Origin of the sequence: Pseudonocardia sp. HH130630-07, assembly GCF_001698125.1 — a bacterium.
In the GTDB taxonomy this organism is placed as follows: domain Bacteria; phylum Actinomycetota; class Actinomycetes; order Mycobacteriales; family Pseudonocardiaceae; genus Pseudonocardia.
The window spans coordinates 5,525,129-5,543,257 of sequence record NZ_CP013854.1; the positions used below are offsets into that span (position 1 = coordinate 5,525,129).

Consider the following 18,129-nt stretch of genomic DNA (forward strand, 5'->3'; position numbering starts at 1 on the left):
GGTGGTGGTGGACGGGTGGTCAGGTGCCCGGCGCGGCCGGGGGCGTGATCCGGAGCCGGGACGGCGGCCGCACCGGCCGGGGCAGCCGCAGCGGGCCCGCTCCGGGGCTGATCCGGCCGGCGAGCGTCGGCCTCGCCGCCCCGGTGCAGGACGGGACGGTGGCGGGCACGCCGTGCCAGGTGAGGAACCCGAGCAGGGCGAACAGCAACGCCTCCTTGGCGTCGCCGGGCAGTCCGGCGTCCGACACGGGACGCAGCACCGCCGGGGCGAGCCGGCGTTCCAGCGCGGCGACGACGGCCGGGTTGGCCGCGCCACCACCGGACACGAGCACCTCCCGCACCCGGTGCGGGGCGAGCGCGCCGGCCACGGTGGCCGCGGTCAGCTCGGTGAGGGTGGCGAGCAGGTCGTCGAGCCGGTCGAGCACGGCGTGCCCGGCGAGCACGCGGGCCGTGTAGCCGCCGTCGAACAGCTCCTTGCCGGTGCTCTTCGGCGCGGGCAGCCGGTAGTACGGCTCGGCGAGCAGCCGATCCAGTGCCGCCGCGTCGACCGTGCCGCGCAGCGCGCGCCGGCCCCCGGTGTCGCGGTCCCCCGCTCCGGCCGCCCGCACGGCCGCGTCGAGCAGGGCGTTGGCCGGGCCGGTGTCGAGGGCGACGGGCTCCGCCCCGCCCACGACGGTGACGTTGGCGATCCCGCCGAGGTTCAGCGCGGCGACCGGCCCGCCCGTGGTCGCGGCCCGCTCGCCGAGCAGCAAGACGTCGAGCACCGACGCCAGCGGGGCCCCGTGACCACCCGCGGCGACGTCGCGGGCCCGCAGGTCCGACAGCACGGGCAGGCCGGTGGCCTCGGCGATCCAGGCGGGCTGGCCGAGCTGCAGGGTGCCGCGCACGTGCCCGTCCTCGACCCAGTGGAACAGCGTCTGACCGTGGCTGGCGACGAGCTCGGCGCGGCCACCGGTCAGCTCGTCGACGCCCCGGACCGCCGCCGCGGCGAACGCCCGTCCGAGCCCGGTGTCGATCCGGGCGACGTCGGCCAGCGTCGTCGCCGCGGGCGGCAGCGCCGCGAGCACGGCGGCGCGCAGCTCCGGGTCGAACGGCACCTCCAGACCGCCGAGCGGGCTCATCGCGACCGCCCCGTCGTCGTCGAGGCGCAGCTCGGCGGCGGCGACGTCGATGGCGTCCACCGAGGTGCCCGAGGACAGCCCGACGACGATCACGACCGTCCTCCCGCGGCGGCGGCGACCGCGGCCGAGACCCGGCCGCCGGCACCGGAGAGCAGCGCGGTCGCGGCGCGGGCGTCCACCCCGGCGAGCAGGGCGACGATCGCGGTCTTCGCGTGGCCGCCCGCGTCGTCGAGGGCGGTCCGGACCTCGCGCGGACCGGCACCGGTGGCGTCGGCGACGATCGCCTCCGCGCGGATCCGCAGCTTCACGTTGGTGGCGGCGACGTCGACCATGAGGTTGCCGTGGACCTTGCCGAGCCGGACCATCACCGCCGTCGACAGCGCGGTGAGCAGCATCTTCTGGCTGGTCCCCGCCTTCATCCTGGTCGAGCCGGCGACGATCTCGGGGCCGGTGTCGAGCGTGATCGCGACGTCGGCGAGCGCGGCGACCGGGCTGTCCGGGTTGTTCGCGACGGCCGCGGTGGCGGCGCCGGCCGCGCGGGCCGCGACGAGCAGCGCGCGGGCGTACGGCGTCCGGCCGGAGGCGGTCACGGCGACGACCAGGTCGCCGGGCCCGGGGCCGAGGGCGGCGAGATCGGCGACGGCCGCCTCGGTGTCGTCCTCGGCGCCCTCGACCGCGGCGGTCATCGCGGCGCGCCCGCCGGCCAGCAGGGCGACGACCTGGTCCGGCCCGACCCCGTAGGTGGGCGCCAGCTCGGTGGCGTCGAGCACCGCGAGCCGTCCGGCCGTCCCGGCACCGCCGTAGATCATCCGGCCGCCGCGCTCCAGCCGCTCGACGGCGAGATCGGCCACGGCGGCGATCCGCCCGGCCTCGGCCCGCACCGCCGCGACGACGCCCGCGTCCTCGGCGGTGACGAGATCGACCAGCGCCCGAGTGGACCACTGGTCCAGATCGGCGAGTTCCGGGCGCACCCGCTCGGTGCCGAGCGCGCCGATGTCCTCGCGGCTCACCGGAGCACCCCGGTGGCCGGGGCGAGCAGTGCGTGGTGCGGCACGGTGGGGTCCTCCAGCAGCAGGCGGGCACCGTCCAGGGCGTCACCGAGCGGGTGGGTGCGGGTGAGCGAGCGGGCGGCGAGCGCGGCGTCGAGCCGGTCGGTCAGCACCGGGCCGGCGTCGAGCAGGCCACCGGCGCACGCCACGGTCCGCGGGCCGCCGCGCTCCGCATCACCGACCCGGTCCATGGCCGCCGACGCGGACTCGGCGAGATCGGTCGCCGCCCGGTCGGCGATCCGCCCGGCGACCGGGTCCCCGATCGCGGCCACGGCGAGCACGTCCCTGGCGAACGCGGCCACCTCGCGGGCCGGGTCCGCGGCGTCGTACACCCGGCCGGGCAGTGCCTCCGGCTCGCCGTGGCGCTCGCGCAGCCGGGCGAGCAGCGCCACCGACCCGTCCGGACGGCCGTCGTGCGCCCGCAGCGCCGCGGCGAGCCCGGCCCGGCCGATCGCGTGCCCGCTGCCGTCGTCGCCGAGCAGGTGGCCCCAGCCGTCGACCCGGGCGGAGTGCCCGGTGGCGCCGATCCCCAGCGCGACGGCACCGGTCCCGGCGGCGAGCACGACGCCCGGCACACCGCCCAGCGCCCCGGCGTGCCAGGTGACCATGTCCGAGGCCAGCAGCACCCTGGTCCCGGAGCCGAGCCGCTCGCGCAGGCCCCGGGCCAGCGGCCCGGCCGCCTGCGGCACCGCGGCCAGGCCCGCCACCCCGGCGGCGGCCGCGGCGGGGGCCGGCCATCCGGCGGTGACCGCGGACATCGCGGCGAGCACCCGTGCGACACCGTCCCGGTCCGCGACGCCTCCGGTGCACGGCACGTCCCCGGTGCGCACCCGCGCGCCGTCGCTGACGAGCGCGGCCCGGCAGACCGTCCGCCCGACGTCGAACGCCAGCAGGGCGCTCACCGGGTCGCCGCCGGGACTCCGACCGGGGCGATCTCCGTCTCGATCCGGTAGCGGTCGCCGCGGTAGACCGCGCGGACGAACTCGAGGACGCGACCGCCCCCGTCGCGGGTGGTGCGCTCGAACAGCAGTGCCGGACTGTGCACGGGCACCCCGAGCAGGGCGGACTCCGCCCCGTCGGTGACGGTCGGCTCGATCGACTGGCGCCCACCGGCCACGGCGTGGCCGTGCCGGGCGAGCAGCTCGTAGTACGAGGACTCCGCCAGGTCCGGCTCGCGCAGGCCCGGCACCAGGTCGCCCGGCACGTGCAGGGTCTCCAGGGCCATCGGCTCGCCGCCGGCCGAGCGCAGGCGCACTGCCCGGACCACCGGCGCGTCCGGCGAGAGCTCCAGCCGCCGGCCCAGCCGCGGACCGGCCGGGCCGCTCTCGAACTCGACGATCCGGGTGCCGGGCTCCAGCCCGCGGGCCCGCATGTCGGCGGAGAACGACGTCGCGGTCAGCCCGTGCGCGATCCGCGGCCCGACCGCGAAGACGCCGGCCCCCTGCCGCCGGTGCAGCCGGCCGGCCGCGACCAGCTCGTCGACGGCCCGCCGCAGCGTGGTCCGGGAGACCCCGACCTCGCGGGCGAGCTCGCGCTCCGGCGGCAGCGGTTCGCCCGCCGCCATGGCGTCGACCCGCTCGCGCAGCTCGTCGTGCAGCCGCAGGTACTTCATCGACCCTCCTCGAAAGCTGGACCATTGGTACAGCTTTGCTGGGCCGAGGGCAAGACCGCCGGTCAGACCGCCGGGGCCCGTCGGGTCACCACCACTCGACGTCGAGCTTGGACTCGATGTCGCGGACGTGGCGGCGCGCGCAATCCGGGCAGAACCATCCCTCGCGTCCGCGCTCGTCGCGGTCGGACACCCAGCCCGCGACCGCCGCGGCACCGGGCGCGTCGGGTCGCGGGGCGCCGCAGAGCCGGCAGGCCGGGATCGTCACGCCGCCGATGGTGCCCCGCCGCCCGCCGGACTGTCGACCGGGCCGGCCGCCGTCGCACTCATGGAGCACCGGCCTCGCCCGGCCGGGCCGAAGCTCCATGAGTGCGACGGGTGACGGTGCCCCGGATCCCGGTCGCGACCTCAGCGGCTCGGCGACGGGATGCCCGGTGGCGGGGCCGGCAGCGGCCCCGGGCTGTACAGGCCCGAGCGCAGGACGTCGGACCGCTCCAGCGTGGGCGCCACCGCGTTCGGGCGGTACGGCTGGATCGCCTGCACCTTGCCCCAGTCCCGGCCGGGGTCGCCCTCCAGGTAGGTGGGCAGCTCGGTCTGCTTGCCGACGATCGTGATCCAGCCCAGCGGTCCGCCCGCCTGCGGGGTGGACCAGCCCTCCCCGTCGACCCGCATCCGGCTCCCGTCGGCCTGCAGCCGGTAGGCCGGGATCTGGGCGATCCCCCCGGCGGTGGTGAACGGCCGCAGGCAGGGGCTCGCCAGCGACACGGGGTACTCCAGGAACAGCGGCTGGTCCCCGGTCACCGTGGACAGCGGCGCGAGCTGCGGGGCACGCAGCGGCGCGACGGCCAGCCAGCCGTCGGCGCCGAGCGAGTTGTCCTGCGCCACGAGGCGCACCTCGGTGGCGGCCCGGGCCGCGTCGGGCAGGTCGAAGCGCAGCTCCCGCCACGGCATCTCCTCGCCGCGGCCGTCGTCGAGGGTGGTCTGCTCGACGACGCGCACCCGGCCGTCGTCGAGCCGGGTCGCGTACTGCACGGTCAGCTTGTTGCCGCCGCCCAGCCGGCCCGCGGCCGTCACCACCAGTGGGGTCGTCCCCGTCCGCTGGTCCTCGGTGAGCAGCGTCCACGGGGTGCGCAGGATCCCGGTGGTGCGGCCGGAGGAGTCGAAGCTGCCGAAGGCGGGTGCGGAGTCCCCGCCCATGCCGCCGGAGAGCACGTACTCGAAGCCGGACACCCCGGTACCGCCACCGGTCGGCGGGACGCCGTCGCGACGGAACCCCGATCCCCCGCTGGTCGGGTCGCGCAGCTGGGCGTCCGGGCTGTTCGCCGGGACCACACCGGGCGGGAGCGGCGCGGGCGTCGCGGTCGCCTCGCCCGGCGGGGGCGGGGGCGCGACGGTCGGCAGCAGGTCCGGCCGGGCCGGTGAGGCCATCCCGGCCGGTTCCGGTGCCGGGGGCAGCACGCCGTCGACCGGCCTGCGCTCGGCGAGCACCTGGCTGGCCAGGCCGCAGGAGCCGCCGAGCGGGTGCGACAGCGCGTCGGCACCCATCGACCAGGTACCGGACCGGGCCTGCATGGCGGCGGTCATCGAGATCAGGTTGAAGCCGACCAGCAGGGCACACAGCAGCGCGAGCGGTGCGGAGGTGAGCCGCAGCCGCCGGGTGGCGTCCAGCGCGGCCGAGGCGTCCCGGCGCCAGTCTCTGGCCCGCCACCAGCGGCCGACGAGCGGGAGCCTGCCGACGGCCCGCTCCAGCCCGGCCAGCTGGTCGGGGTGGCGTTCCTCGCGGATCCCCCGCAGGTGCTCGACCCCGGCCCCGGCGGCCAGCAGCAGCGCGACGAGGAGCAGCACGCTGGAGGCCTCGAACCCGCCGATCGTGACCTGCTCGTCGGCCCAGGGCACGCCCCAGTTGTTCGTGTACCACCAGGTGTTCGGGCCGGCCGCGGACAGTGCGGCGACCAGGAAGGCGGCCGAGAGGAACGCCAGCCGGTTGCGCAGCGAGCGCAGTGCGTCCGATCCGGTCGCGATCGCGGCGAGCGCGACCATGCCGGCACCGAGCCCGACGAGGTCACCGAAGTGGTGGGTCCACTTCGTCGGGGTCATCGCGAAGATCAGCAGCGCGATCACCGTGCTGCCGATGAGCCGCTGGGCCGGGCCGAGCGCGGCGCCGGGGATCCGGTTGCGCCGGATCAGCACGACGACGCAGGCGAGCGTGCAGAGGATGACCAGCAGGATCGGGAAGCGCCGGGCGATCGATCCGTCGGCGAGGCTGCCGAACAGCGGTGCGTAGCGCTGCGCGATCTCGGAGTACCAGGGCCAGTCCGGGCCGATGTCGGACCGGATCCGGGTCGAGTCGATGACTGCGGCCCAGCTCTGGTCGACCCAGGCGATCATCAGGATCGCGGTGCCGGAGGCCAGCAGCGGGGCGAGCACCGGGATCGCACCGAACGCCCGGACCCGGGCGGCCAGCAGCTGCCACAGCGGGCGGATGCCGGCGAGGAACGGGGCGATCGCGATGAGGCCCGCCGGGTTCGCCCCGACCGCCAGCGAGGCGGCGAACAGCCCGAGCGCGACCGGCAGCGTCCGCTGCAGCGCGATCGCGCGCTCGACGCACACCAGGGCCAGCAGCGAGCAGACGACGACCACCGGTTCCGGCCGCAGGCCGGAGTTGTAGGCCATCCAGAACGCGAGGAAGACCTTCGCCGCGGCGAAGGTCGCGGCCCGGGAGCGCCGGGCCTGGCGGCCGAGCCGCGGGAGCAGGCCGCGGGAGACCAGCCACCACGCCGTCACCCCCATCAGGACCGACGGCAGCCGCAGCCACAGCAGCGAGTCCGAGACCTGGACCCACAGCGCGTAGAGGTCGTAGAACCAGCCGAACGGGGCCTCGGCGGCGTTGTACCAGCGGTAGTAGTTGCCGACGTAGCCCGACGTGGGGACGTCCCGGGCGATACCGAGGGTGAACCCGTCGTCGGAGGTCTGGCCACCGATCGCGGCCCACAGCCCCAGCACGCCGACGACCGTCACGTCGACCGGGCGGGGCCGGGCCCGGGTCCACCACCGGCGGAGGCGGGGGTGCCAGCGCTCGGCCATCCCGCCCGCCTCGCGGCCGGCCCGGTGCGGGCGCCGCCCGAGGTGCCGGTCCACACCGGCCAGCGCGAGCAGCGAGCCGATCAGTGCCAGCGTGGCGACGGCCGTGGCGAGGGACTTCCAGACCGACGGGCTGGAGTCGAAGCGGGTGTCCGGACTGATCCGGACGGCGGTCCCGCCGAGCGGGTCGAGGGCGGAGTCCAGGTCGGAGTAGATCCCGACCGACTGCGGACGCACGTCGCCGGGGAAGGTCTGGGCGCCGGAGCCGAGGTCGACGGTGGTGGCGGTCGCGTCGGAGGTGATCCGGATCTCCGACGGCCGGTCGCGCAGCGGCGCGGCCGCGAGCTGCTGGCCCCGGTTGACGAGCACGAGCTGTCCGTCGGCGACGGTGAGGGCGAGCCCGGACAGGGCGCCCTCCGGGGACTCCGGCGGCACCGTCGAGAACACCGTCGCCGGGCCCGGGCTGCGCCCGTCGAGGCTGCGGACCGCGTCGGCGGGGACGGTGACCGACATCGACTGCGGTCGGAGGGCGACCAGCGGCGCGTTGACGTCCTGCGTCCCGGTGCCGGCCGACGGCCAGACGATGGTGTTCTCGTGCTGCACCACGGGGAGGAAGGGAACGGCCACGGCCAGCACGAACGCCAGCAGGCCGAGCCTGCCCGCCCAGCGCAGGCGGCGCCGGTCACGTGCGGTGTCGACCTGCCCCCGTTCCGCGATCCTCGGTTCCTCGGTGAGCACCGAACGACGGTAGCGGCCGCGTTCCGGACGGCCCCGGCCAGGCCCCGTGATGATCAGCTGTCCGCGACCGGCGTGCGATGCTGGCCCGGTGCGGACCGACGACACCCCGGTGACGGTACGACGGGCCACGATCGACGACGTCACGGCGATCGTCGCGATGCTGGCCGACGACCCGCTCGGGGCGGGCCGGGAGGACCCGGCCGATCCGGCGCCCTACCGCGCCGCGTTCGAGCGGATCGACGCCGATCCCTCGGAGCTGCTGCTCGTCGCGGACTCGGCCGGCACCGTGGTCGGCACCCTGCAGCTGTCGCTGCTCCCCGGGCTCGCCCGGCGGGGTGCGCTGCGGGCCCAGATCGAGGCCGTGCGGGTCGCCGCCGACCGCCGCGGCGCCGGTCTCGGCGAGACCATGGTCCGGTACGCCGCCGACGAGGCCCGGCGGCGCGGCGCGGTCCTGGTGCAGCTGACGTCGGACCGGTCCCGTACCGGCGCCCACCGGTTCTACGAGCGGCTCGGCTTCGTCGCCTCCCACGAGGGCTACAAGCTGCCGCTGGTGTGAGGGCCGGTCCCGGTCAGCGGCCGGTGGCCCGGACCAGCCGCTCCTCGGCGTCGGCGCCGTGCCCGACCTCCGGGAACCGGGTGAGGAACCAGGCGCCGGCCAGCCACCAGGCCCCGACGATGACCCACTCGGCCGTGCCGAGTGCCGCCGGCATCCCGGGCAGGTAGAAGGAGAAGAGGATCAGCCCGGCGACGACGGCGGTCCCGCCGACCACCGCTCCCCCGGCGACCCGGAACGGTCGCTCGAGACCGGGTTCGCGACGGCGGAGCACCAGGAACGTCACGGCGACCAGGGTGAACCCCATGGTGATGGTGATGCCGCCCGCGTCGACCAGCCAGGTCAGCATGTTGTCGCCGAACAGCGGGGCCAGCACGGACAGGCCGCCGATGAACAGCACCGCGTGCGACGGCGTCCGGTACCGCGGGTGCACCGCGGCGAACCAGCGCGGCAGCATCCCGGACGCGGCCATCGCGTACACCAGTCTGCTGGCCCCGATCAGGAACGCGTTCCAGCTGGTGAGGATGCCGGCGATGCCGCCGAGGACGAGCAGCGTGCCGAACGCCGGGTGCCCCCAGAGCACGGCCATCCCGTCGGCAGCGGCGAGCCGGGAGCCGGTCAGCGCCTCGTCGTCGAGCGCTGCGCCGGTCCCGAGCACGATGACCACGTAGAACGCGATGGCCATCAGGACCGAGACGACCAGCAGCCGTCCGATGTGCCGCTGCGGGAGGTCGATCTCCTCGGCCGACTGCGGGATCACGTCGAAGCCCACGAACAGGAACGGCACCGCGACGAGCACGCCGAGCATCCCGGCGGCGCCGCCGGTGAACCACGGCTCCGCGGTGGCGGCGCTCCCTCCGGCGACGGTGCCGGTGAGCATCACCAGGCCGACGGCCACCAGGAACGCGACCGCGACCGTCTGGGCGACGGCGGCGGGCCGGATCCCGACGTAGTTCAGCCAGGTGACCGCGACGGCGCCGCCGACCCCGACGAGCACCCAGGTGGCGTACACGTCGTAGCCGGCGATCGTCCACAGCAGCCCGGCCTGCAGGTCGGGGAGGAGATAGAGCGCCGTCTCCGGCAGGGCGACGGCCTCGAACGCCACGACCGACAGGTAACCGAGGACCATCGCCCAGGACGCGACGAACGCCCACCGCGAGCCGAGCGCCCGCAGCACGTAGTGGTGCTCCCCGCCCGCCTTGGGCAGTGCCGAGACCAGCTCGGCGTAGGTCAGCCCGACGATCGCCATCACCGCGCCACCGATGACGAACGCGAGCGCGGCGCCACCGGTCCCCGCGCCGGACACCCACTCCCCGGCCAGCACCACCCAGCCGAAGCCGATCATGGCGCCGAACCCGACGGCGAGCACGTCGGCCCGGCCCAGTGCCCGTACGAAGGTCTGCTCGTCCGCTCCGGCCACGCGTCCTCCTCGACTCCCGGCTGGATGCACAGGGTGCACTGCCCGGGAGCGAGCCACAACGGACGGACCGGACGGGCAGGATGGGCCGGTGACCGACACCAGGCCGTGGGCCGAACCCGTCCGGATCGGGTGGGGACCCGCCGGCGCGGCCGCGATGACCGGCGCCGACCTGCTCGTCGTCGCCGACGTCCTCAGCTTCACCACCACCCTGACCGTGGCGCTCGACCGGGGTGTCCCGGTCGTGCCGTGCGCCCGCCGGGACGACCACGCCCGCGAGCTGGCCCGCCGGCACGACGCGACGCTGGCCGCCCCGCGCGGCGCCGGCCCGGTGTCGCTGTCGCCGGTCTCGGTCCGCTCCGCCCCCGGCCTGCGACGGCTGGTGCTCCCCTCGCCCAACGGGGCCACGATCGCGGCAGGAGCCTCCGCGCCGGTGCTCGGCGTCTCGCTGCGCAACCGGGCGGGTGCCGTCCGCCTGCTGCGCGAGCGGTGCGACCGGGGTGCGCGCATCGGTGTCGTCGCGGCCGGTGAGCGGTGGCCGGACGGCGCGCTGCGCCCGGCCGTCGAGGACCTCGTGGGCGCGGGTGCGGTACTGGCCGGGCTGCCGTCACGGCTGCTCTCCCCGGAGGCGCTGGCGGTGGCCGCCGCGGCCGGGGCGCTGCTCGGGGACCCGGCGGCGGCGCTGCACGACTGCGTGAGCGGGCGCGAGCTCGTCGGGCGCGGCTGGGAGGAGGACGTCGACGTCGCCGCCGAGCTCGACTCCAGCCCGGTGTTGCCGGTCCTGACCGGCGGCGTGTTCGTCGACGCCGCCGCCTGACCGGACCGCCGCGCAACCTTTCGGCCGGCGCGTCGTTGTACCGCGGGGCACCGGTCGTCCCGGCGCTGTGACCGAGGAGGCGGCAGGGATGGACCGACGGCGATGGGGCACGGTCGTGTCGATCGCGATGGCGCTCCTCGTGATCGGGATGGCGCTGCTGACCCCGGTGGCCCAGGCCGCGGCTCCGGCCGCGCCGGCGCAGGACCTGCTCGATCCCTCGCCACCCGGGGCCAACGACTGGGGCTGCCGGCCGTCGCCCGAGCACCCCGACCCCGTCGTCCTCGTGCACGGGCTCGGCGCCAACCAGGCACTGAACTGGTCCTACGTCGCACCCCGGCTGGCCGAGCGCGGGTTCTGCGTGTTCGCCCTGACCTACGGCCGCAACCCGCTCGCGCCGCCGCCGCTGACCCAGGTCGGCGGGCTCGCACCGATGGAGACCAGCGCGGCCGAGCTCGGGGACTTCGTCGACCGGGTGCTGGCGGCGACCGGCGCCGGGAAGGTCGACATCGTCGGGCACTCCGAGGGCTCCCTGATGCCCAACCACTACGTCCGGTTCCTCGGCGGCGCCGAGCACGTCGGCCGCTACGTCGGTATGACCCCGCTGTGGGACGGCACGGAGACCGCGGGCCTGGCCCTGCTGAACCGGACCGGCCAGCAGCTCGGCCTCGGGCCGGCGATCGGGCTCGCGCTGGACCCGCTCTGCGCGTCCTGCCGGCAGTTCCTGCGCGGGTCGGACTTCCTGGAGCGGATGAACTCCGACGGCGGGCCCCGGGCCCCGGGCGTGGACTACACGATGATCCTCACCCGCTACGACGAGCTGGTCGTGCCGTACACCTCGGGCCTGATGGACGGCGCGGACAACATCGTCCTGCAGGACGGCTGCCCGACGGACCTGGCCGAGCACGTCGCCGTGGCGTTCGACCCGGTGACCCTGCAGCACATCGTCAACGCGCTCGACCCGGAGCACGCACGACCGGTCCGCTGCCTGCCGGTCGGGCCGGAGGCCCCCACCGCGTCCTGAGCCCGCGGCCACGCTGTCGGTGCCCCGTGCGACCGTGCGCGGGTGACTTCCGACGTGATCACGCCCGAGGACCTGGTCGCGGCGGCCCGGGCCGGGCAGCCGCTGCACGACGTCCGGCTCGACGACGGAGACCTGCGGGAGACCGACCTCGCCGGGCTGGTCGTCGAGGGCGGCTCGCTGGCCGGGGCCGACCTGCGCGGCACCCGGCTGGATCGCGCGGTGCTCAGCCGGTGCTCGCTGGCCGGGGCTGACCTGCGGGAGGCCGACCTCACCGACGCGACCCTCACCGGCGTCGACCTGTCGGGCGCCCGGTTCGCCGGGGCCACGCTCGGCGACACCCGGTTCGAGGGGTGCCGGATGATCGGGACCTCGCTGCGCGGGGTGCGGGGGCTGGCGGCCTCGTTCGTGCTGACCGGGTGCAACCTGCAGCTCGCCGACCTGGGCAACGCGGGGCTGCGCGGGCTGCGGGTCACCGAGTGCGACCTGTCCGAGGCCGATCTGTCCGGGGCCGACCTGCGGACCGTGGACTTCGAGCGGTGCCGGCTGCGGGGCACGGTGCTGCGGGCGGCCCGGATGGAGTCCGCCGACCTGCGCGGCTGCGACCTCGGCGAGGTCACACCCGAGACGCCCGGCGCGCTGCGCGGCGCCGTCGTGTCCCCGGTCCAGGCCGCGGCGATCTGCGAGGCGCTGGGCCTGACCGTCCTGGAGTGAGGTTCAGCCGCGGGCGGCGGCCTGCTCGACCTGGTCGGCGACCCACGGGTCCACGTCGCACTCCGGGTCGTCCGGTCCGGCGACCGTGAGCGGTCCGAGCTGCAACAGGTCCCCCGAGGTGCACTCGACGCCCGGATCGGCCGTGGCGTCGGCGAGCACCGGCCGGGACCCGGGCTCGACGAGGTCCTGCCGGTCCGCCTCCTGGCTCAGGTGCGCGGCCAGCGCGGCATCGCCCTCCGCCCGGGCCTCGGCCGCACGCTCCTCGGCGGTGGCGCGCAGCTCGCGGGCCACGGTGCTGACCCGGTCGGCCGACCGCTCACCGGTGTCCTCGCGGGCCCGTGCGGCATCGCGGGCACCGGCGACGACCTCCATCGCCTGTTCACCCCTGCCCGGGATCCCGGTGGCCGCGACGGCCTCCACAGCGTCCGCGGCGGTGGGCGCGGCGACCGGCAGGACGGTCTCCGTCGTCTCCGGCTCCGGCGCCACCCCGGTCAGCACCCCCGTGACCAGGCCTGCTCCGCCGACCAGCGGAACGGTCCCCAGCAGCGCTCGGCGGCCGGGCGTCATGGGGGTCCGTCGGTGTCGTCCACTCATCTGATCGCCTCCCGTCCCGATCTCCGTATCCAGCGGGGGTCGGCACGAAACGGTCCCGAGGTCAGTCGCCCGCCGCGTCGCGGAGCTGCCCGTCGATCCACGGGTCGCGGGACCGGTCCCGGCCCTGCTCGTCGCGGTAACCGCAGTCCCGGCCGGTGATCCGGTCCGGATCGGCCGGATCGTCGAAGCGGGGCGGCCCGTCGAGGTCGCACCCGGCCGTGCCGTTCGCACCGTCGGTGCCGCCGTCGCCGTCGGCGCTCCCGGCGGCTCCGGCGGCCTCCCGCACCGCCCGTAGCGCGTCGACCGGCTCCGGCAGCGCGACCACCGGTGCCGACCGGGGCAGCACGAACGCCGCCGCTCCCGGCGCGGCGGGTGCCACCGATCCGCCGAGCACGCCGCCCGCGGCCACGACCGCGACGACCGTGGCGGCCCCGGCGATGGCGGCCAGCACCGGCAGCAGGACGGCGGTGACCGTCCACGACGACTCGCGACGACGACGCCGGCGCGTGCGATGGCGTCCACCCATGAGCGTCCTCCCGGGTCGTGCGGCGGGTCGTACTCGCGATGATGGGGGCCGGTGGCCGCCGGCGCGATCCGGCGGGCGGCCGCTCACCCGTGCGGGCCTGCCCCCACGGGTCTCACTGCCGCCCGCAACCGGGACCGCACGGGACACCCTCGGTCGACACCGGGGCGTCACCGGTCACCTCCCCGGGCCGGTCCGCGGCCGACAGCGGCGAGACCGGCGGGGGCGGGGCCGTCGGTGCGGGCGGCGGCGGGACCGCGGTCGTCGGGACGGCGGCGCGGCGCGCCCGGTCCTCGGCCTGCCGGCGTTCCTCGACCTGCTGCCGGGCCCGCCGGTCGTCCTCGGCCGCACGCTCCCGGGCCGCCCGTTCCTCGGCCCGCCGGGCCTCCTCGGCGCGCTCGCGGGCCGCGGCCCGCTCGGTGGCGTCCCGGACGGCGACCGCCCTGGCGGCGTCGTCCGCCGCGGCCGCGGCGGCGGTCTCACGTGCCCCGGGCGGGACCCCGGCCGTGCCGGTCACGGGGATCCGGTCCGGCGGACCGTCCGCGCGGTCGGCGACCGGGCCGCCGACGAACGTGGGGATGGGCACCGACCCGTCGGTGCGCTGGTCCGCCGGGGCGACGGCGCCGAGCGGCCCGGTGCCCAGCACCGCGGCCACCGTCACCGCCGCGGCGAACAGGACCGGCACCGTGCCGACCAGGACGGCGCGCAGCCGTCCCGCACCGGCGGACTCCGCGGGTCGTGCGGGTGCGGGCCGGTCGGGCTCACCGGCCGCGCCCGGCTCGTCGGGGAGCCGATGACGGGCCGCCATCAGCACCACCCCGGTGGGCCGTTCAGCGCAGTCATGGCCTGATCGTGACCGTCCGGCGACGACGCGTCATGGGCCGATCGGGTGCGGCACCCGTCGGCGGCGGTGTCAGCGGGTGACGTCGGCGAGCGGACGCCCGCGGTGCGGGCCGCGGATCAACGGCCGAGCAGGGACAGCGCCGGGACGCCGACGTCGACGACGGGCTCCTCCTGCAGCCGCAGCCGCAGTCGCAGCAGGGCGTCCCCGTCCTCCGCACGGTCGTCCACGTAGTCGTCGTCCACGTAGTCGTCGTCCACGCGGTCGTCGCCGTGGTCGCGATCGTCGGTGCCGCTGTCCCGGGGGGTGTCGTCACCCGGCTCACCGCGGTCGCGGGATCGGAGCTCGTCATCCGGCTCGTCCACGACCCGGCGCTCGTACGGCGCCGCCGGCTGCGGCTCGGGGGCCTGCGGAGCCGCCGACCGCGGCTGGGTGCGGGGGCCCGGCTCCGTCGTGGCGGGATCCGGGGTGGTGTCGCGGGGCTGCGGGATCACCGGAGCCGGCTCCGGAGCCGGCGACCGCGGCTGCGGGACCGCAGCGGCCGCGGGGTCCCGCGGCTGCGGGACCGGGACCGCGGGCAACGGTGCCGGCGCGGCGGGCCGTGCCGGCGCGGCGGGTGGGATGGCTGCGGCGTCCCGCGGTGCGGGCACACTTGCGGGTGCCGACCAGCTCTCCGTACGCCCGGGATCGGCGTGCCGCGGCCCGGACGGGGCGGAGAGGGGACTGCGGGGCCACGGGCCGAGGTCGGTCGACCCCGCGGTCGGTGCGATGCCGATCCCCTTGCCCTGCGGGGTCCGGACGGGTTCGCGGGGCCCGGGCGCGCCGGGTTCGGTGCCGGGCCGGCCCGTGGACGGGGCGGCGAGCGCGGACGGATCCTCGGTCGCGCCACCGTCCGCCGCGCCACCGTGCGCCGGGTCGCCGGACGGCTCCGGGCCGGGCACCCCGGGCGCCGGTGGCCGGGAGAGCGACCGGTCGGCGCCGAGACCGCTCCCGACCACGACGGCCGCCGCGAGGGCCAGCGCCCCGACCGACGGCACGACGACGGTCAGGATCCGCCTCAGCAGTCCCGCGCGCGCTGTCCTCCGGTGCCTGCCGCTCATCGGTGTCCGCCGCCTCCCGTGACCACTACGTGACAGAGCGTCGAGTGTGGACCACATGTCCGTTGTCGGCCACCCCCGTTCGGGGTCGGACTCGTCACCGGAAGCGACCGCGGGTGTTCGGAGGGTACCGGCGATGGGCGATCCACCCGGCGGACGCTTGATATGAAGCTGACTTCAGCTCTTAGCTTTGCCGCAGTGCAGGTGGACCGATCACCTGCCCGGCACCAGGAGCGCGACCATGAACAACGCACCCGTCCGCATCGCCGTCCTCATCGGCAGCGTCCGCGCCGGCCGCTTCGGCCCGACCGTGGCCCGCTGGTTCGCCGGCGAGACCGGCCGGCGCGACGATGTCGAGATCGATCTCGTCGACCTGCACGAGGCGAACCTCTCCCCCGCCCTCGACGGGAACCGCGACGACCCGCACGACCCCGTCGAACCGCTGCGACGGCGGCTGGCGGCCGCGGACGCGTTCGTCGTCGTCACCCCGGAGTACAACCACTCCTACCCGGCCGGGCTGAAGACCGCGATCGACTCGTTCCACGCGGAGTGGGCGGCGAAGCCGGTCGGCTTCGTCAGCTACGGCGGGCTCTCCGGCGGGATCCGCGCGGTCGAGCACCTGCGCCCGGTGTTCGTCGAGCTGCACGCCGCCCCGGTGCGCGACGCCGTCAGCCTGCACGAGTTCTGGAACCTGTTCGACGACGACGGCGGGCTCACCGACGGCGGCGCGGGTGCGACCGCCGCGCACGTCCTCACCGACCAGCTCGTCTGGTGGGGCCGCACGCTGCGCGACGGCCGCGCGAGCCACGGGCTCGTCGCGTGAGCGCCCCGGCCCGCTGGGGCGCCGTACTGGCCCTCGGCCTGGCGATGCTCGCCGTGACCTCGGAGATCACCGTCGCGTCGGTGGCGCTGCCGGGGATCGGCGCCGATCTCGGTGTCGGGCCCGGCGCGACGGCGTGGGTGCTGCTGGCCTACACCGTCCCGATGGCCGCACTCGGCATCCCGGCCGGCCGGTGGGGCGACCGTGCGGACCCGCGGCCGGTGTTCCTCCTCGCCCAGTTCGGGATCCTGGCCGCGACCGCGGCCACCGTGCTGGCGCCCACGCTGCCCGTGCTCGTCGCGGTACGGGTGCTGCAGGGAGTCGCCGCCGCGCTGGTCGTCGCCGTGTACATGCTGATCGTGACGGCGTCGGTCCCGCCCGACCGCCGGGGCCGGGCCATCGGCCTGATCATCACGGTCATGACCGTCGGGACGATGGCCGGAGCCCCGGTGGGCGGGCTGGTCGCGGACGCCTTCGGGTGGCGGGCGGTCTTCCTGGTCAAGGTGCCCGCCGTGCTGGCCGCGGTCGTCGCCGGGGCGCTGCTCCTGGACCGGCGCCGGGTCCGGGGCGTGCCGCGCCCGGCGCGGTCGCTGCTGGTCGAGGCGCTCGTGCTCGGCGGGGCGGTGACCGCCCTGCTGCTCGCGCTGGACCGGGCCGGGTCGGCGGGCTGGCCGGCACCCGCCGCGGGTGTGCTCGCGATCGTGCTGTTCCTGGTGTGGACCCGGTTGCCGACGGCGCGGTCGGTGCGGGAGCTGGTGCGGCGGCCCTCGTTCGGCCCGACGCTGACCGCCCTGTTCGCCGTGTCCACCACGAGCGGGCTGGTGTCGTTCCTGGTCCCGTGGTTCGTGGTGGACGTGCTCGGCCGGACCGCGACGGCCGGCGGTACCGCGCTGCTGGTGTTCGTCGCCGCGGTGGCGGTGACCTCGCCGGTCGCGGGATGGCTCGTCGACCGGATCGGGCCACTGCGGGTCACCCTGGCCGGTGGCGTGCTGAGCGTGCTGGCGCTCGGCGCGCTGGTGCCGCTCGGGGCCGGATCCGGCTGGACGGCGCTGGCCGTGGGGATGGCGCTCGTCGGCGTCGCGGGCGGGGTGTTCAACCCCGCGGTGAACGCGGCCGTGCTGGCCGCCGCGCCGGCCGGGTCCGAGGGCGCCACCGGCGGGATCGCGATGACCGTGCGGACGGTCGGCAGCGCCGTCGGGCCGGCGATCGCCGCGCTCGGCTGGACGCTCACCGGCGGGGGGACGGCCGGCTGGCGGCTCGGGGTGGCCGTGCTGCTGGTCCTCGCGCTGGCCGGGACCGCCGTCGTGCTCGGCCCGGCACTGCGGGTCGGCGCGCCGGCCGCGTGAGGGCGGGCGTGCGAGCGGTGGCGGGCGGGCGGCCCCGGCACCGATAAGATCCACTCATCGTCGAGTTCGGACTGCTGCTGGTCGCCGGGGTCGCCGCCGGTCTCAGCGGATCCGTGGCGGGCCTGGCGTCGCTGTTCTCCTATCCCGCCCTGCTCGCGACCGGGCTCCCGGCGACCACGGCGAACGTCACCAACACGGTCTGCCTGTTCTTCCAGGGCGCCGGCGCCGCAGCGGGCTCCCGTCCGGAGCTGCGCGGCGCCGGGCCCCGGGTACGGCGCTGGCTGCTCCCCGCGCTGGGCGGTGGTGCGGCCGGCGCCGGGCTGCTGCTGCTGACACCCGAGGGCGGGTTCGAGCGGATCGTGCCGTTCCTCGTGGGCGGGGCCGCGATGCTGCTGCTCGTCCCGCCCCGTGCCGGCAGCGCACGCCCGCCGGGGCCGGGTGTCGGTATCGGCGTCTTCGCGGTCGGTGTGTACGGCGGCTACTTCGGCGCCGCCGCCGGTGTGCTCATGCTCGCGTTGCTGGCCTCCGCGCCCGGGGCGGACCTGCTCCGGGCCAACGCCCTGAAGAACGTGCTGACCTGGTCGGCCAACGGGATCGCGGCCGTGGGCTTCGCGCTGTTCGGCGACGTGGCCTGGAGCGCGGTGCCGCCGCTCGCACTCGGGCTGGTGGCCGGCGCGTACCTCGGCCCCGCGGTCGCCCGGCGGCTGCCGGTCCGGGCACTGCGGATCGGCATCGCCGTCGCCGGGCTGGCCCTGGCGGTGCGGCTGTTCGTCCAGGCCTGGCTCTGACCGG

18 protein-coding genes are annotated in these 18,129 nt (G+C 76.8%); 7 read left to right on the plus strand and 11 right to left on the minus strand.

The annotated features are described in order from the left end of the window. Positions 1-19: 19 nt before the first annotated feature. From AFB00_RS26170 to AFB00_RS26195, 6 genes are all read right to left on the minus strand, one after another. A complete protein-coding gene (locus AFB00_RS26170) occupies positions 20-1,213 on the minus strand; it encodes an anhydro-N-acetylmuramic acid kinase (protein ID WP_068799385.1) in 1,194 nt (397 codons plus the stop codon). Then, the gene (locus AFB00_RS26175) at positions 1,210-2,130 is read right to left on the minus strand and encodes an N-acetylmuramic acid 6-phosphate etherase (protein WP_068799386.1); all 921 of its coding nucleotides are present in this window, start codon (positions 2,128-2,130) and stop codon (positions 1,210-1,212) included. The genes AFB00_RS26170 and AFB00_RS26175 overlap by 4 nt, the downstream gene beginning before the upstream one ends. Next, entirely contained in the window at positions 2,127-3,071 is a 945-nt protein-coding gene (locus AFB00_RS26180) for an N-acetylglucosamine kinase (protein WP_068799387.1), read from the minus strand. The genes AFB00_RS26175 and AFB00_RS26180 overlap by 4 nt, the downstream gene beginning before the upstream one ends. Next, positions 3,068-3,781, minus strand: coding sequence for a GntR family transcriptional regulator (locus tag AFB00_RS26185; protein WP_068799388.1), 714 nt, complete (start codon positions 3,779-3,781; stop codon positions 3,068-3,070). Before AFB00_RS26185 ends, AFB00_RS26180 begins: the two co-directional genes overlap by 4 nt. Before the next feature lie 85 nt (positions 3,782-3,866). Further along, positions 3,867-4,046 carry a hypothetical protein gene (locus AFB00_RS26190; RefSeq protein ID WP_068799389.1) on the minus strand — a complete coding sequence of 60 codons (180 nt, stop codon included), beginning with the start codon at positions 4,044-4,046 and terminating at the stop codon, positions 3,867-3,869. Between the two features lie 140 nt (positions 4,047-4,186). After that, positions 4,187-7,597 (minus strand): arabinosyltransferase domain-containing protein, encoded by a 3,411-nt coding sequence (locus AFB00_RS26195; RefSeq protein WP_156819726.1) that lies wholly within the window; start codon positions 7,595-7,597, stop codon positions 4,187-4,189. A 157-nt stretch (positions 7,598-7,754) separates the two neighbouring features. On the opposite strand from AFB00_RS26195, the gene AFB00_RS26200 reads away from it, so the two are divergent. Then, positions 7,755-8,153 (plus strand): GNAT family N-acetyltransferase, encoded by a 399-nt coding sequence (locus AFB00_RS26200; protein WP_068800688.1) that lies wholly within the window; start codon positions 7,755-7,757, stop codon positions 8,151-8,153. 13 nt (positions 8,154-8,166) lie between these two features. Here the strand turns inward: AFB00_RS26200 and AFB00_RS26205 are convergent, their stop codons facing one another. Continuing rightward, complete coding sequence (locus AFB00_RS26205; protein ID WP_156819727.1) at positions 8,167-9,570, minus strand: APC family permease; 1,404 nt, start codon at positions 9,568-9,570, stop codon at positions 8,167-8,169. Between the two features lie 88 nt (positions 9,571-9,658). On the opposite strand from AFB00_RS26205, the gene AFB00_RS26210 reads away from it, so the two are divergent. From AFB00_RS26210 to AFB00_RS26220, 3 genes are all read left to right on the plus strand, one after another. Further along, positions 9,659-10,384 carry a 2-phosphosulfolactate phosphatase gene (locus tag AFB00_RS26210; protein ID WP_068799390.1) on the plus strand — a complete coding sequence of 242 codons (726 nt, stop codon included), beginning with the start codon at positions 9,659-9,661 and terminating at the stop codon, positions 10,382-10,384. A gap of 88 nt (positions 10,385-10,472) precedes the next feature. Next, positions 10,473-11,405, plus strand: a complete 933-nt coding sequence (locus tag AFB00_RS26215) for an alpha/beta fold hydrolase (RefSeq protein WP_068799391.1) — start codon at positions 10,473-10,475, stop codon at positions 11,403-11,405. Positions 11,406-11,447: 42 nt separating this feature from the next. Further along, positions 11,448-12,116 carry a pentapeptide repeat-containing protein gene (locus tag AFB00_RS26220; RefSeq protein WP_068799392.1) on the plus strand — a complete coding sequence of 223 codons (669 nt, stop codon included), beginning with the start codon at positions 11,448-11,450 and terminating at the stop codon, positions 12,114-12,116. A gap of 3 nt (positions 12,117-12,119) precedes the next feature. Here the strand turns inward: AFB00_RS26220 and AFB00_RS26225 are convergent, their stop codons facing one another. From AFB00_RS26225 to AFB00_RS26240, 4 genes are all read right to left on the minus strand, one after another. Continuing rightward, positions 12,120-12,683, minus strand: coding sequence for a hypothetical protein (locus AFB00_RS26225; RefSeq protein ID WP_068799393.1), 564 nt, complete (start codon positions 12,681-12,683; stop codon positions 12,120-12,122). Between the two features lie 88 nt (positions 12,684-12,771). Continuing rightward, the gene (locus AFB00_RS26230) at positions 12,772-13,236 is read right to left on the minus strand and encodes a hypothetical protein (RefSeq protein WP_068799394.1); all 465 of its coding nucleotides are present in this window, start codon (positions 13,234-13,236) and stop codon (positions 12,772-12,774) included. Positions 13,237-13,348: 112 nt separating this feature from the next. Next, positions 13,349-14,041: a hypothetical protein gene (locus AFB00_RS26235; protein WP_156819728.1), complete on the minus strand. Its 693-nt coding sequence runs from the start codon at positions 14,039-14,041 to the stop codon at positions 13,349-13,351. 152 nt (positions 14,042-14,193) lie between these two features. Beyond that, positions 14,194-15,174, minus strand: coding sequence for a hypothetical protein (locus AFB00_RS26240; RefSeq protein WP_156819729.1), 981 nt, complete (start codon positions 15,172-15,174; stop codon positions 14,194-14,196). Between the two features lie 238 nt (positions 15,175-15,412). Here AFB00_RS26240 and AFB00_RS26245 point away from each other — a divergent pair, with 238 nt between their 5' ends. The 3 genes from AFB00_RS26245 to AFB00_RS26255 all read left to right on the plus strand — a co-directional run bounded on the left by AFB00_RS26245 (position 15,413) and on the right by AFB00_RS26255 (position 18,125). Continuing rightward, complete coding sequence (locus tag AFB00_RS26245) at positions 15,413-15,994, plus strand: NADPH-dependent FMN reductase (RefSeq protein ID WP_068799397.1); 582 nt, start codon at positions 15,413-15,415, stop codon at positions 15,992-15,994. Next, entirely contained in the window at positions 15,991-17,337 is a 1,347-nt protein-coding gene (locus tag AFB00_RS26250; RefSeq protein WP_068799398.1) for an MFS transporter, read from the plus strand. Before AFB00_RS26245 ends, AFB00_RS26250 begins: the two co-directional genes overlap by 4 nt. A gap of 113 nt (positions 17,338-17,450) precedes the next feature. Then, on the plus strand, positions 17,451-18,125 hold the full coding sequence (locus tag AFB00_RS26255) for a sulfite exporter TauE/SafE family protein (protein WP_231974084.1): 675 nt from the start codon (positions 17,451-17,453) through the stop codon (positions 18,123-18,125). Positions 18,126-18,129: the final 4 nt, after the last annotated feature.

Coding starts and splice junctions, on each gene's coding strand:
- AFB00_RS26185 (WP_068799388.1), bottom strand. CDS start 3,781: ATGAAGTACCTGCGGCTGCACGACGAGCTGCGCGAGCGGGTCGACGCC.
- AFB00_RS26200 (WP_068800688.1), top strand. CDS start 7,755: ATGCTGGCCGACGACCCGCTCGGGGCGGGCCGGGAGGACCCGGCCGAT.
- AFB00_RS26215 (WP_068799391.1), top strand. CDS start 10,473: ATGGACCGACGGCGATGGGGCACGGTCGTGTCGATCGCGATGGCGCTC.
- AFB00_RS26225 (WP_068799393.1), bottom strand. CDS start 12,683: ATGACGCCCGGCCGCCGAGCGCTGCTGGGGACCGTTCCGCTGGTCGGC.
- AFB00_RS26230 (WP_068799394.1), bottom strand. CDS start 13,236: ATGGGTGGACGCCATCGCACGCGCCGGCGTCGTCGTCGCGAGTCGTCG.
- AFB00_RS26235 (WP_156819728.1), bottom strand. CDS start 14,041: ATGGCGGCCCGTCATCGGCTCCCCGACGAGCCGGGCGCGGCCGGTGAG.
- AFB00_RS26240 (WP_156819729.1), bottom strand. CDS start 15,174: ATGAGCGGCAGGCACCGGAGGACAGCGCGCGCGGGACTGCTGAGGCGG.
- AFB00_RS26245 (WP_068799397.1), top strand. CDS start 15,413: ATGAACAACGCACCCGTCCGCATCGCCGTCCTCATCGGCAGCGTCCGC.